At 72.6% G+C, this 11,864-nt stretch carries 13 protein-coding genes; 9 read left to right on the top strand and 4 right to left on the bottom strand.

Annotated features, from left to right (window positions below; translation table 11 throughout):
- The first annotated feature begins 843 nt into the window (after positions 1 to 843).
- Genes ACH4RC_RS21445 through ACH4RC_RS21425 form a run of 5 tightly spaced genes read left to right on the top strand, consistent with a single transcriptional unit; the run spans position 844 to position 6,265 of the window.
- Positions 844 to 1,905: a phytanoyl-CoA dioxygenase family protein gene (locus ACH4RC_RS21445; RefSeq protein ID WP_398203580.1), complete on the top strand. Its 1,062-nt coding sequence runs from the start codon at positions 844 to 846 to the stop codon at positions 1,903 to 1,905.
- Positions 1,887 to 3,269 carry a DUF6271 family protein gene (locus ACH4RC_RS21440; protein ID WP_398203159.1) on the top strand — a complete coding sequence of 461 codons (1,383 nt, stop codon included), beginning with the start codon at positions 1,887 to 1,889 and terminating at the stop codon, positions 3,267 to 3,269. The genes ACH4RC_RS21445 and ACH4RC_RS21440 overlap by 19 nt, the downstream gene beginning before the upstream one ends.
- Positions 3,266 to 4,405, top strand: coding sequence for a type III PLP-dependent enzyme (locus ACH4RC_RS21435; RefSeq protein ID WP_398203156.1), 1,140 nt, complete (start codon positions 3,266 to 3,268; stop codon positions 4,403 to 4,405). Before ACH4RC_RS21440 ends, ACH4RC_RS21435 begins: the two co-directional genes overlap by 4 nt.
- Entirely contained in the window at positions 4,402 to 5,025 is a 624-nt protein-coding gene (locus ACH4RC_RS21430; RefSeq protein ID WP_398203154.1) for a GNAT family N-acetyltransferase, read from the top strand. Before ACH4RC_RS21435 ends, ACH4RC_RS21430 begins: the two co-directional genes overlap by 4 nt.
- Positions 5,015 to 6,265: an MFS transporter gene (locus tag ACH4RC_RS21425; RefSeq protein ID WP_398203151.1), complete on the top strand. Its 1,251-nt coding sequence runs from the start codon at positions 5,015 to 5,017 to the stop codon at positions 6,263 to 6,265. The genes ACH4RC_RS21430 and ACH4RC_RS21425 overlap by 11 nt, the downstream gene beginning before the upstream one ends.
- A gap of 79 nt (positions 6,266 to 6,344) precedes the next feature.
- Here ACH4RC_RS21425 and ACH4RC_RS21420 read toward each other — a convergent pair whose 3' ends face one another.
- Entirely contained in the window at positions 6,345 to 6,716 is a 372-nt protein-coding gene (locus ACH4RC_RS21420; RefSeq protein WP_398203149.1) for an ANTAR domain-containing protein, read from the bottom strand.
- 44 nt (positions 6,717 to 6,760) lie between these two features.
- Entirely contained in the window at positions 6,761 to 7,720 is a 960-nt protein-coding gene (locus tag ACH4RC_RS21415; protein WP_398203147.1) for a helix-turn-helix domain-containing protein, read from the bottom strand.
- Positions 7,721 to 7,945: 225 nt separating this feature from the next.
- On the opposite strand from ACH4RC_RS21415, the gene ACH4RC_RS21410 reads away from it, so the two are divergent.
- Entirely contained in the window at positions 7,946 to 8,242 is a 297-nt protein-coding gene (locus tag ACH4RC_RS21410) for an ANTAR domain-containing protein (RefSeq protein WP_398203144.1), read from the top strand.
- Between the two features lie 30 nt (positions 8,243 to 8,272).
- Here ACH4RC_RS21410 and ACH4RC_RS21405 read toward each other — a convergent pair whose 3' ends face one another.
- A complete protein-coding gene (locus ACH4RC_RS21405) occupies positions 8,273 to 8,794 on the bottom strand; it encodes a GNAT family N-acetyltransferase (protein ID WP_398203142.1) in 522 nt (173 codons plus the stop codon).
- On the opposite strand from ACH4RC_RS21405, the gene ACH4RC_RS21400 reads away from it, so the two are divergent.
- Both ACH4RC_RS21400 and ACH4RC_RS21395 read left to right on the top strand, forming a co-directional pair.
- Positions 8,793 to 9,368 carry a helix-turn-helix domain-containing protein gene (locus ACH4RC_RS21400; protein ID WP_398203141.1) on the top strand — a complete coding sequence of 192 codons (576 nt, stop codon included), beginning with the start codon at positions 8,793 to 8,795 and terminating at the stop codon, positions 9,366 to 9,368. The two genes, ACH4RC_RS21405 and ACH4RC_RS21400, sit on opposite strands and share 2 nt — an antisense overlap.
- 1 nt (position 9,369) lies before the next feature.
- Complete coding sequence (locus ACH4RC_RS21395; RefSeq protein WP_398203138.1) at positions 9,370 to 10,536, top strand: MFS transporter; 1,167 nt, start codon at positions 9,370 to 9,372, stop codon at positions 10,534 to 10,536.
- 62 nt (positions 10,537 to 10,598) lie between these two features.
- Here ACH4RC_RS21395 and ACH4RC_RS21390 read toward each other — a convergent pair whose 3' ends face one another.
- Entirely contained in the window at positions 10,599 to 11,006 is a 408-nt protein-coding gene (locus ACH4RC_RS21390) for a DUF5997 family protein (RefSeq protein ID WP_398203136.1), read from the bottom strand.
- Between the two features lie 68 nt (positions 11,007 to 11,074).
- Here ACH4RC_RS21390 and ACH4RC_RS21385 point away from each other — a divergent pair, with 68 nt between their 5' ends.
- Positions 11,075 to 11,863 (top strand): LysR family substrate-binding domain-containing protein, encoded by a 789-nt coding sequence (locus ACH4RC_RS21385; protein ID WP_398203134.1) that lies wholly within the window; start codon positions 11,075 to 11,077, stop codon positions 11,861 to 11,863.
- The last annotated feature ends 1 nt before the right edge of the window (position 11,864 follow it).

Raw genomic sequence — 11,864 nt, 5'->3', positions numbered from 1 at the left:
CACTCGTCCTGTCGTCCGAGTACGGGACCGCTGACATGCAGGGTGAGTCCGGCGATGCGGCCCGGCTGGATGACCGGGGCGTGATGGGCACCGCCCCCGATCCCGTTGTGGAGGGTGCCCGGACAGGGTGCCGCAGTCGCCGAGCAAGCATGAGGGGCACGTGCGGGGCCGGTGTTCGCGGAGGGGCCGGCCGCCACAGCAGGGATGCGATGACGGTTGAGGGGCAGTCTCGTTCCGCTGCCCCATGCGAGGACCCGCCACAAGGAGCGCAGCAGTATCTCGTCGTCGCGTGTCTCGAGCCCGACGGCGTCAGTGAACAGGTCGCGGTGGGTGAGTCGTGTGACGCCGCGACCGTCGATCCGCGCCGAGCGGGGATCGGCGAGAGCCGTACGGCACGCGCGCGGCAGCCGCAGGTGAGACAGGTCTGTGGGGGCCGTGCCTCCTGGGGGCTCCGGGGCGCTTCCTGGTATAGACCACCAACATCGCCGCTTCAACCCGCCCTGTCAAGCAACCAGTTGGCACGCCGTGCGTACTCTGCCGATCAGGCACGTGACCTGCGAGTAACTCGACACCCGGGCCCGGAGCAAGGTCAAACCCGGTGTTGACAGCCTCAGTTGGTCTAGTCCAAATTGAGGGGGCGCCGGGCCGTCGGTGGATGTGCGGAGCACTCCGTCGGGGCCGCCCCGCGCCGTCGCCCCGAGAGCTGGCCGGGCGTCGACCACCCGTCGCTCTCGCCTGCGACGCCGCCTCCCATCTCCTCTCTCCTCCTACGTCACATCCCACCCGTCGCCTCCGTACGAGGCCGACGTGGTTGCACCGAAGGAACGAGTCTTGGAACACCCCGTGCCACCCCCCGCCCCGTACCTCCACCGCGCCGCCGGCGAGCTGCCGTACCTCAGTGCGGACGGTGAGACCTATCTGGCGCAGACGCAGCTGCGCCACCTGCACAAGACGCGGCCGCTCAGAGTGCTGTCGCCGGCCGACTTCGCCTTCTGGCAGACGTACGGGTACGTCGTCGTGAAACAGGCGATACCCCGTGCTGCGGCGGGCCGGCTGCTCGACTTCACCTACGAGTTCCAGGGGCTCGACCCCGACCGGCCCGACACCTGGTACGAGGAGCGGGAGTTCCGCAGTGACCTCGACCGCGACCTGCACGTCTATGGGTTCGTGGAGGCGTACCACCATCAGCTTCTGTGGGACAGCCGGCAGAACCAGCGGGTGTACGACGCCTTCGTCGACGTATGGGACTCCGAGGAGCTGTGGGTCACCCTCGACCGGCTCAACCTCAACCCGCCCAACATCAAGAACCGCTCCCGTGAGCTGATCGCGCCCACCGAGGAAGGGTTCGACATCGAGCTGCACTGGGACGTCGACACGACGGCCAGCGTGCTGCCGCAGCGCGTCCAGGGGATCATCGCGCTGAACGACACGAGCCCCGAGACCGGCGGGTTCCAGTGCTGCCCCGAGCTGTTCCGGCGCTTCGACCGGTGGGCCGCTCTGCAGCCGGAGGGCCGGGATCCGATCCGGCCGCGCATCGACCGCGGTGAGATGCCCGTTGTGCGGCCCGAGTTGGAAGCCGGGGATCTCCTCATCTTCAACGGCATGCTCGCGCACGGCGTCGCGCCGAACACCTCCGAGAGCAGTATCCGGGCCGTGCAGTACCTGTCGATGATGCCCGCCCTCGAGACGCACGAGACGCTGCGCCGCTCCCGCGTCGACTCCTGGCGCGACCTCACCACTCCGGACTGGAACGGGACCCTGCTCGGCGACGCCCACCGCCCCGAAGCGCTCCGGTACGGCACCGCCGACCTCACCGACCTGGGCGCCAGGCTGCTGGGTCTCGAGTCCTGGGGCGGACCGCGGCAAGGTGCGCAGGAGGAGGCGGCGTGCGCCGTATCTGTCTGACGCTGCCGACCAACAGGCCCTGCGCCGACACCCTCACCGCCCTCGGTGAGGAAGCCGCGTACGCCGTCCGGCACTTCGGCGACGTGGAGGTGCGGCTTCTTGTACTCGACTCGTGTGCGGACGCCGCCGTCCGTGCCCGGCACCGGGACGTGCTGGACCACCTCCCTCCGCACCCACGGATCACCGTCCACCACCTCGACGAAGCCGCGCAGGGCGACTTCCTGCGCGCCGTCGTCGAGCGGAGCGGCACCCGCAAGCCCGAGCTCCTGCTCGATCTCATGCTTCCGGACCGCGTCTCCTACGGTGCCTGCACCAACCGGGCGTTCCTGGTGGCCGCCGCCCTCGGCTGTGAATCCGTGCACCGCAGGGACTCCGACAGCCGGTACCAGAAGGCCGACGGGCGGCCCGTCTTCCCCGTCCATCACGAACTGCGCACCCTCGGGCGCCGGGCCGCCGACGCCGCCGCGGCGGTCGACGAGACCGCTCTCACCACGGCGGCCCAGGAGCGCCAGGTCGCGATGGTCGGTGCCTCCTTCGTCGGCGCGCTCTCCGTGGACATCGCCGAGATCAAGGCGCTCGACCCGGACGTCTACACCGACATCGTCGGGCTGTGGGCCCCCGGGCACTGGTCCGCCGAGCAGCGCGCGGAGCTGGCCGCCGAGTCGTTCCTCGGCGCCGGCACCGAGCCGTTCACGCACGACCGGACGCTGCTCACCCTCGTCGACCCGATGCGCGTCGACATGTGCAACATCGCCTTCCACGGGGTCCACGAGCGCGTACCGCTGCCGCCCGCCACCGACACGATCGGCAGCGACTACTTCCTCATCCACCTCGTCCACGACGCGGGGCTTCCGGGCGTGCTGCACAACCGGGACATCGTCAACTTCCACACCAAGGAGCGCCAGACGGGGGCGGGCTTCCTCGCCTACCAGACGCGGTTCGCCAAGTTCCTGCTGTCGATGCTGTACCTGCATCACGTCTACGAGCGGATGGCCGCAGCCGGCGACGCTCTCCTGGGCCATCACGACGACGGTCACAGTCACGGCCATGGTCACGGCCACAGTCACGGTCACGGCCACAGTCATGGTCAGGTACGCGCCGATCTCGTTGCCGACCTCGTACGCGAGAGCGTTCAGCTCGACCCCGCCGAGAACATCCGACGGCTCGACGTCCTCGACGCCTCGTACCGCAGACTCGGCGGGCGGTACGTGGAGGTCGCCGATCTCCTCGTCGCCCGACGCGAGCGGCTGCTCCACGAAGCGCGCAGTGACATGGCCGACTTCGCCCTCCTCACGGAGGAGTGGGGCGCGCTCGTCCGCGCCGCCCGCGTCACCCCCGTACACACGGCGGAGCCGACCCGATGACCGTCACCGTCCTCGACGACCGGCTCGTGTACGACCTCGACGGGATCGGCGCCCAGTACGACGCCCTGCTCCGTGAACTCCCGGACGTACGCGTGCGGTTCGCGCTCAAGGCGTGCCCGGTGGACGACGTGCTCCGGTTCCTCGCCGGGCGGGGGAGCGGGGTCGACGCCGCCGGGCCGCAGGAGATCACGCAGGCGCTCCGCGCGGGCGTCCCCGCCGGGCGGATCCACTACGGCAACACCGTGAAGTCCGACCGGAACATCGCGGACGCCCACCGGCTCGGGATCCGCGACTTCGCCACCGACACCGTCGAGGACGTACGGGCCGTGGCGGCGCACGCGCCCGGCGCCCGTGTCTTCTGCCGCCTCGCGACGACCGGCGAAGGGGCGTTGTGGGGGTTGAGCGAGAAGTTCGGCTGCGACCCCGATGACGCCGTGCGCGTGCTGGCCGAGGCGCGCGAGCTGGGGCTGGCGCCCGCCGGGCTGTCCGTGCACGTCGGGTCGCAGCAGATGAGCGCGGACGCCTGGCAGGACGCGTTCGCCGACCTCGCCGAGACCCTCGTCGCGCTCCGCCGGCACGGCATCGTCCTCGACCACGTCAACCTCGGCGGCGGCCTGCCCGCCCTCGGCTACGCCGACCGGTACGGGACGCCCCTCGACCCGCCGCTCGACAAGATCTTCGCCGTGCTCCGCGACGGCATGCGGCGGTTGCGGGACCTGCACGGTGAACCGCTCGCCTTCGTCGTCGAACCGGGCCGTCACCTCGTCGCCGACCACGGCACGGTCCACGCCCAGGTCGTACGGATGAGCCGGCGCCGCGGACCCGGCGGAGAGGACCGGCACTGGCTGTACCTGAGCGTCGGCCGGTTCAACGGGCTCTACGAGACGGACGCCCTGCAGTACCCGCTCGTCTTCCCCGGCACGGATCCCGGCGCCGCACGCGTCCTCGCGCGCGTGGCGGGCCCCACCTGCGACAGCGACGACGCCTTCCCCGGCCTCGTCAGCGTGCCGAAGGGCCTCCGCTCCGGCGACCCCGTCCTGGTGCGGTCCAGCGGCGCCTACGCGGCCAGCTACATGACCCGCGGCTTCAACGGCATCGCCCCGCTCCCGCACCACTGCGTCGGCGGGCCCGCATGAACGACAGCGCAAGCGTCCGTTCGACCGGTACGGACCACACCGCCCGCGTCCGCGCCATCGCCGGACGGGACTGGCCCGCCATCACCGCCCTCGAGGCCCGCGCGTACGGCCACCTGGGCCTGACCGAGGGGCAGGCCGCCTTGCGGGCCTGGCGCGATGCCTCGCCGGAGACCTGTTTCGCCGTCCACATCGGCCCGCGACTAGCCGGGTACGTACTGGCGTTGCCGTATCCGCACGGGTCCTACCCGGATCTGCGGCGGGCCCGCGCCGCCACCACCGGACGGGCCGTCGTCCCGGCCCGCAACCTCCACCTCCACGACCTCGTCGTCGCCCCCGAGCTGCGCCGCCAGGGCCTCGCCCGACACCTCCTGCGCCAACTGTGCGCGGTCGCGCGTTCGCGCGCGTACGAGCGTGTCTCGCTGGTCTCCGTCGGCGGCGCGGAGGCGTTCTGGTCGGCGCGCGGCTTCAGCGCGCATCCCGGGGTCGTTCCCCCGGGCGGCGAGTACGGCGCGAACGCCGTCTACATGTCCCTGCCGCTCGGAACAAGTCCTCCTGGAACAAGTCCTCCTGGGAAAAGTCTTCCTGGAAAGCTCGAAAAGAGTGATGTGCGTGTCCCCTGACCTCTCGGCTGATTCCTCGCCCCCGGCCGCGTCCTTCCGCCGCCACCAGTGGGCGATCGCCGCGCTGTTCTGCTCCCTCGGGTTCCAGTACGCGACCTGGGCCGCGCGCATCCCGGCCCTCAAGGACGAGCTGGGGCTCAACGCGGCGGAGGTCGGTGTCCTCCTCATGGCGGCGGGGATCGGCGCGGTCGTCTCGTTCCCGCTGGTGGATCCGCTGATGCGGCGGTTCGGCTCGCGCCTGCTCGCCCTGTTCTCGGCGCTCGGCCTCGCCGCGCTGCTCTTCGCCCTCGCCGCCGCGCCGAACTTCCCGCTCGCCCTCCTCGTCCTCGGCCTCGACGGTGTCCTCGTCGGCTGCCTCAACGTGGCCATGAACGCGCAGGGTGCCGCGCTCGAGGCCCGCTTCGAGCGGACCACGATGGCGCGGCTGCACGCCACGTTCAGCGGCGGCTCCCTGCTCGCCGCGCTGCTCGCCTCCCGGATGACCGCGACGACGCCCTCGGTCACCGCGCACTTCGCCGTCGCCGCGGCCCTGCTCGTGCTGCTCGGCGCGTACGCCAGGACCGGGCTGCTCACCGACGACAGGCGCGCCCAGCCCACAACGGAGAAGGGGAAGGGGAAGGGGAAGGCGCGGCGTGGGAAGCGGGCCATGCCGTCGCGCGTGGTGCTGTGGATGTGCTGCGCGATGGCGTTCGGCACGGTCACCGAGGGCGCCATGAACGACTGGTCGACGCTCTACATGCGCGAAGTCGTGGACGCCTCGCACCAGTTGGCGCCGCTCGGCATCGCCGTGGTCTCCGCCATGATGGTGCTCGCCAGGCTCTTCGCGGACGGCTGGCGCGGCCGTTTCGGTGACGGCCGGGTCGTCGTCACCGGCAGCGCCCTTGCCACCGCGGGCCTCGTCTTCGCCCTGCTCGGCGGCAACGTGGTGACGGCCCTGACCGGCTTCGCCTGCGTCGGCCTCGGCATCGCGGCCGTCACGCCGTGCGTCTACGTGGCCGCCGCCCGGCAGGGCTCCGACGCGCTGGCGCTCGTGGCGGCCATGGGCACGACGGGCCTGCTCGCGGGCCCGCCCCTGATCGGCTTCGTCGCGGGCGCGAGCAGCCTGGTGTGGGGCCTGGGGGTGGTCGCGGGGGCGGCTGCCGTCGTCTGCCTGTGCGGCACCCGGATCCGGTGGCAGGACGCCGTGGAGGAGACGCCGACGGCCGCGGCGCCGCCGGTCGAGACGGCGCCGGGTACGTAGTGCGGCGCTAGGGAGCGGACCGGTGCCGGGCGTAGTGAGGCGCCAAGGAGCGGACCGGCGCCGGGTACGTAGTGCGGCGCTAGGGAGCGGACCGGCGCCGGACGATGCGCGTATCCGTGTCCGGCAGGTCGCGCTGCCACGGGCCCGGCAGGTGCCGCTCCACTTCCTCGCGGAGCACGTCCGGGAGAACGCCGGAACGGGCGTAGCCGACCAGGTGCCCGGCGGTCTCGCGCAGCGGGACGGCGGTGCGCTCGGAGACCTGGCGCAACACGTTCCACGCCCCGGCCGGGGTCATCCGGCCGAGGGTGAGGAGCACGCCGACGGCCTGGTCCAGGACCGCCCGGCCGCGCACCACTTGGCGCAGGCGCGCGGCCTGGGCCTCCAGCCGCGCCCTCTCGTCGGCGGACCCGTTCTCGTGCGCGTCCGGGCGCGGGCTCGGATCAGTGTGCAAGTAGTCCTCCGGGGGCTGGGGAGAAAACGGGAGAAGCGTGCGGGTCAGGGGCCGGCGAGCGTGTGGTGGGGCGGGCGGCCGTAGACCGTGCGGTACAGCGACGCGAACCGGCCGGGATGGTAGAAGCCCCAGCCCGCCGCGATCGAGGTGACCGTGGCGCCCCTGGACGGGTCGGAGTTCAGCAGGTCGTGGTGGGCCAGCGAGAGCCTGATGCGGCGCAGATACGCCAGCGGAGTCGTGTCCAGATGGCGGCGGAACGCGTACTGCAGCCCACGGACCGTCACATGGGCCACGGCCGCGATCTCGGCGACCGTCATCGGCTCGTGCGCGTGGTCCTCCATATAGGTGAGGGCGCGGCGCAGGGAGCGCGGGCGGGCGTCGTTGCGGTCGGCGGTGGTCGGCTCGGTGAGCGCGTTGTGCGGGAACGCGGCGAGGACGGCCGCGGCCAGATGCTGCGCCGCCGTCGACGTCACCAACGGCTGCTCCGCCACCTCCGGATCACCGAGGACGTGATCGCGTACGTGCATGATGGTGCGCCGCAGATGCTGCGCCCCGGCGGCGGAGACGGGCCGGTGCCCGGTGAGCCGGACCGGACCCGGGCGCGACCGCGGATCGTTGCCCGCGACCTGGCTCAGCAGGGCCGGGTCCAGCATCGTGATGTTGTAGCGGGCGCCGACGATCCGTCCCTGGTAGGGGAGTTCGGGCGGGGCGAAGGAGACCACGTCACCCGGGCCGAAGGCGTCCTCGACACCGGCGAATCCGTGGTCCTGGATCGTGCCGTCGTGGACGACGCACAGGCAGATCCTGCCGAGCGGCGTCACCTCGTAGCGCATGTCGAAGTCGAGGTCGAGTTCGTCGATGCTCACGCCGGGCATGGTGTCGCGGCGGAGCCTCGCGCGGCTGGACTCGGGGGTGCCGTTGCCGATGCGCATACGCGAGTACGCGCGGCTCAGGAACTCCTCGGTCACCCCGATGTCGCTGCTGTCGAAGTGCAGGGTCCGCATACCGCCTTCACCTCGCCTCTTCCGTGCCCGTGCTTCTGACTGGAGCCTACGGCTCCCGGGCACCGCACCGGCACGCCGGGGAGAAAGGACGAGTCGAAAGGGTTCGTTTTCTGGACAGCGGTCGGCGGCACTGTTCGTCCACGGTGTCGCGGTGCCGCGAGGGGCGCCGGGATCGTTGGCGGTTGTGTCGGTCACGTCGGTTGCGGGGAGAGGCGGTGGGGCGTGATGACCACGGACGGATCGGCCGAATCGGCCGACCACCTCACCGGGTTGCGGGCGGAGGTGCGGCAACTGCGCCAGGCCATCGCCTCGCACATCGTCGTCGACCAGGCGATAGGCGTCGTCATCGTGCTCGGCCGGCTCACCCCCGACCAGGGCTGGGACGTCCTCAAAGAGGTTTCGCAGCACACCAACACCAAGCTCAGGGACATCGCCGGGCAGGTCGTCGGGTGGGCGAACGGCCGGCCGCTGCCCGATCGCACACGGGGCGCGCTGGACAGCGCGCTGGAGCGTACGGCCTGACGCGGCGCGGGACCGTACCTCCGCGGGCCCCTACCGCAAGGGCAGCCGCATCAACGTCAGATCGAGCCACCGGCCGAACTTCGTACCCACTTCGCGCACCGTGCCCGCGTGCTCGAACCCGTGCCGTTCGTGCAGCCGGACCGACGCCTTGTTGCCCGCCTCGATCCCGGCGATCATCACGTGCAGGTCCGCGGCCTTCGCGGCCGTGATGAGCGTGGTGAGCAGGGCGGAGCCGATGCCCTTGCCGTGGTGGCCCTCGGCCACGTACACCGAGTTCTCGACGGTGTGGCGGAAGCCGGAGTAGTCCTTCCAGGGGCCGTAGACGCCGAAGCCGACGACCGTGCCGTCGTGCTCGGCCACGTACGCCGAACCCCGCCCCAGGTGCGCGCCGAGCCAGGCCGCGCCCTCGGTACGGGTCTGCGGCGTGTCCGTCCACAGCGCCGTGCCGTGCTCGATGGCGTGGTTGCGGATGGCGAGGACCGCGTCGAGGTCGCCGGGAAGGGCCGGGCGGGCCGTCACCGCCCGCGCCCCCGTCTCGTATGGTGGATTCATGTCCAACATCGTAGACCCCCTGGTCGCGCGGATCGGCAGCCGAATCCGTGTCGAGCGGGACCGGCGGCGCTGGACGCTGTCCGAACTCGCCGAGGAGTCCGGGGTCTCCCGGGCGATGATCCACCGGATCGAACGGGGCGAGAGCAATCCGACCGCCGTCGTCCTGGGCAAGCTGTCGGCGGCGTTCCGGCTGAGCATCGCCACACTCCTCGACCCGGAGACGGAGACGCAGGCGGACCGGGTGCGGCGCGCGGAGGCCACGCCCCGCTGGCACGACCCGGAGACCGGCTACGAGCGGCGCCAGCTCTCCGGCCCCGGCTTCCCCGCCGAGGTCGCCGAGGTCCGGCTGCCCGCCGGGGCCCGGGTCCCGTACCCCGCGGCGGCGTTCGCCTTTCACCGCCAGCTCATCTGGGTCATCGGGGGCCGCCTCACCTTCCACGAGGGCGACACGGTGCACGAACTGGCCGCGGGCGACACGGTCGAACTCGGCCCGCCTTCGGCATGCGTCTTCGTCAACGCGACGGAGCGGGTGTGCCGGTACGCGGTGGTGCTGGTGCGGGGGGAGGGGTCCTGAGGTGAGCGCGACAGCCGTTCTGCGGCGCGGCGGTGTCGGGCTGCTCGGGTGTGTCGCCGGGGTCGCGCTGGCCAACAACTACGCCGTCCAGCCCGCCCTCGGTGACGTCGCCCGGGACACCGGCAGCTCCACCGCCGCCATCGGGCTCGTCACCACCGCCGCGCTCGCCGGGTGCATCGCGGGGTTCGCCCTCCTGCTGCCGCTCGCCGACCGCGCGGCGCCACGGCGCCTGGTCGCGGGGCAGCTCGTCCTGCTGAGCGCCGGGCTGCTGCTCGCGGCGTCCGCGCACGGGCTCGGGGCGCTGCTCGTCGCGTACGTCGTCATCGGCGCCGGAGCCAGTGTCAGTGCGATGGCCTCGACGATCGCGGGCCGTGGCGTGCCCGCGGGGCGGCGCGGGGCGGCCGTCGCGGTCGTCGCCGCCGGGATGTCCGCGGGGATCCTGCTGAGCCGGCTCGTCGGCGGGGCGCTCGCGGACGCGTTCGGCTGGCGCGGCATGCTGCTGTGCTTCGCCGGGCTCGTTCTCGCCTGCGCTGCCGGGGCGTGGCTGCGGCTGCCTGATGAGCGTCCCGCGCCCGGCGGCGGCTACCTCGCCACGCTGACCGCGCTGCCCGGCTCCCTGCGGCGCCACCGGACGCTGCGCCGGGCCGTGCTCACCGGCAGCCTGTGGTACTTCGCGTTCAGCCTGGTCTGGGTCGCGCTCACCGTGCGCCTGGCGCAGCCCCCGTACGGCCTCGACGCCGCCGCCATCGGCCTCTACAGCCTGGCCGGGGCGCTCGGCTTCGCCGCGCTGCCGGTCGCCGGGCGGCTCGGCGACCGGTTCGGGCCGCGCGCGGTGATCTGCGCGAGCATGGCCGCGGCGGCGGCCGGGGCCGCGCTGCTCTGCACCGGTCTGGACCGGCCCGCCGTCACCGCGGCCGGGCTCGCCCTCGTCGACGCGGGCTGCTTCACGGCCCAGGCCGCCAACCAGACCCGCATCCTCGCCATCGACCCGGCGAGGTCGGGCAGCCTCAGCGGCGTCTACCTGCTGCTGTACTTCCTCGCGGGCGTCGTCGGCTCCGCGCTCGCCGCGCCCCTCATCGAGTCCGGCGGCTGGCCCGCGGCGTCCGCCGCGGTCCTCGGCGCGCTGGCCGCGGCGGGCCTGCTCGCACTGCGCAAAGGCCCGTCCTGAGCACTACGCCGTGCTCGCTTCTGAGCACTACGCCGTGCTCAGGACTGAGTACTACGCCGTGCTCAGTCCTGAGCCTGCTGCTCCCGCTTGCGCGCCTGCTCCGCGTGGAGCTTCTTCACGCGGACGTTCTCCTGGCGGACCTCCGCCTGCGTGGCCCGCTCCTTGCGCAGCCACCCCGGGTCCTCGTCCTTGAGGGCGGTGATCTGCTCGGTGGTGAGCGGCTCGGTGACGCCGCCGCGGGCGAGGCCCGCGATGGAGACGCCCAACTTCTCCGCGACGACCGGGCGGGGGTGCGGGCCGTTCGCGCGCAGGTCCCGCAGCCACTGCGGCGGGTCGGCCTGCAGCGCGCTCAGCTCACCGCGCGAGACGACGCCCTCACGGAACTCGGCGGGCGTGGCGTCGAGGTACACACCCAGCTTCTTCGCCGCCGTGGCGGGCTTCATGGTCTGGGTGTTCTGATCGGAACTCATGAGGTCAAGGGTATCGAGCGCGGGGCGGAGGTCCGACCACACATGTGTGCGCCGGGTAGCCTTGCGGCGTGACAGGCACGGAGAAGACCCCCGCACAGGCCCCCTCGTTCCGGCTCGCGTACGTACCCGGAGCGACCCCCGCCAAGTGGGTGCGGATCTGGAACGAGCGCCTGCCCGACACCCCGCTGGCCCTCGTGCCGGTCGACGCCGCCGACGCGGCGGACATCCTGCGGCGCGGCGAGGCCGACGCGGGCCTGGTGCGCCTGCCCGTGGACCGTACGTTCTTCAGCGCGATCCCCCTCTATACCGAGACGACCGTCGTCATGGTCCCGAAGGACCATGCCGTGGCCGCGGTCGAGGAGGTCACCCTGGCGGATCTCGCCGACGAGATCGTGCAGCACCCCCTCGACGACGTCATGGGCTGGGAGCGCCCGCCGGGGCAGCCCGCCTTCGAGCGGCCCGCCACCACCGCCGACGCCGTCGAACTGGTCGCCGCCGGTGTCGGTCTGCTCGTCGTGCCGCAGTCCCTGGCCCGCCTCCACCACCGCCGCGACCTCACCTACCGGCCGGTCACGGACGCGCCAGGGTCGGACGTGGCGCTGGCCTGGCCCGAGGAGCGGACCACCGACCAGGTCGAGGACTTCATCGGGATCGTGCGCGGCCGGACGGTGAACAGCTCCCGGGGCCGCCAGAGCCCGCAGCAGGAGAAGCCGCCCGCCAAGAAGAAGCCCGCGAAAGCGGCGCCCCGCAAGACGCCCGCGCGCGCCGCGGGCCGCCCCAAGCCCGGCGCCAAGCAGCAGAACGGTGCCAAGCAGCAGAACGGCGCCAAGCGCGGCAAGCCCCGCAAGCGGTCGTAAG

The sequence above is a fragment of the Streptomyces sp. NPDC016845 genome, from assembly GCF_044332585.1.
Taxonomy (GTDB): domain Bacteria; phylum Actinomycetota; class Actinomycetes; order Streptomycetales; family Streptomycetaceae; genus Streptomyces.
Note: the sequence above shows the minus strand (reverse complement) of the source record. Positions and strands in the feature narration are given on the sequence as shown.

Excerpts from the sequence above, each read along its gene's own strand:
- ACH4RC_RS21400 (WP_398203141.1), top strand. The coding sequence starts at position 8,793 with ATGTCCAACATCGTAGACCCCCTGGTCGCGCGGATCGGCAGCCGAATC.
- ACH4RC_RS21415 (WP_398203147.1), bottom strand. The coding sequence starts at position 7,720 with ATGCGGACCCTGCACTTCGACAGCAGCGACATCGGGGTGACCGAGGAG.
- ACH4RC_RS21430 (WP_398203154.1), top strand. The coding sequence starts at position 4,402 with ATGAACGACAGCGCAAGCGTCCGTTCGACCGGTACGGACCACACCGCC.
- ACH4RC_RS21405 (WP_398203142.1), bottom strand. The coding sequence starts at position 8,794 with ATGAATCCACCATACGAGACGGGGGCGCGGGCGGTGACGGCCCGCCCG.
- ACH4RC_RS21435 (WP_398203156.1), top strand. The coding sequence starts at position 3,266 with ATGACCGTCACCGTCCTCGACGACCGGCTCGTGTACGACCTCGACGGG.
- ACH4RC_RS21410 (WP_398203144.1), top strand. The coding sequence starts at position 7,946 with ATGACCACGGACGGATCGGCCGAATCGGCCGACCACCTCACCGGGTTG.
- ACH4RC_RS21390 (WP_398203136.1), bottom strand. The coding sequence starts at position 11,006 with ATGAGTTCCGATCAGAACACCCAGACCATGAAGCCCGCCACGGCGGCG.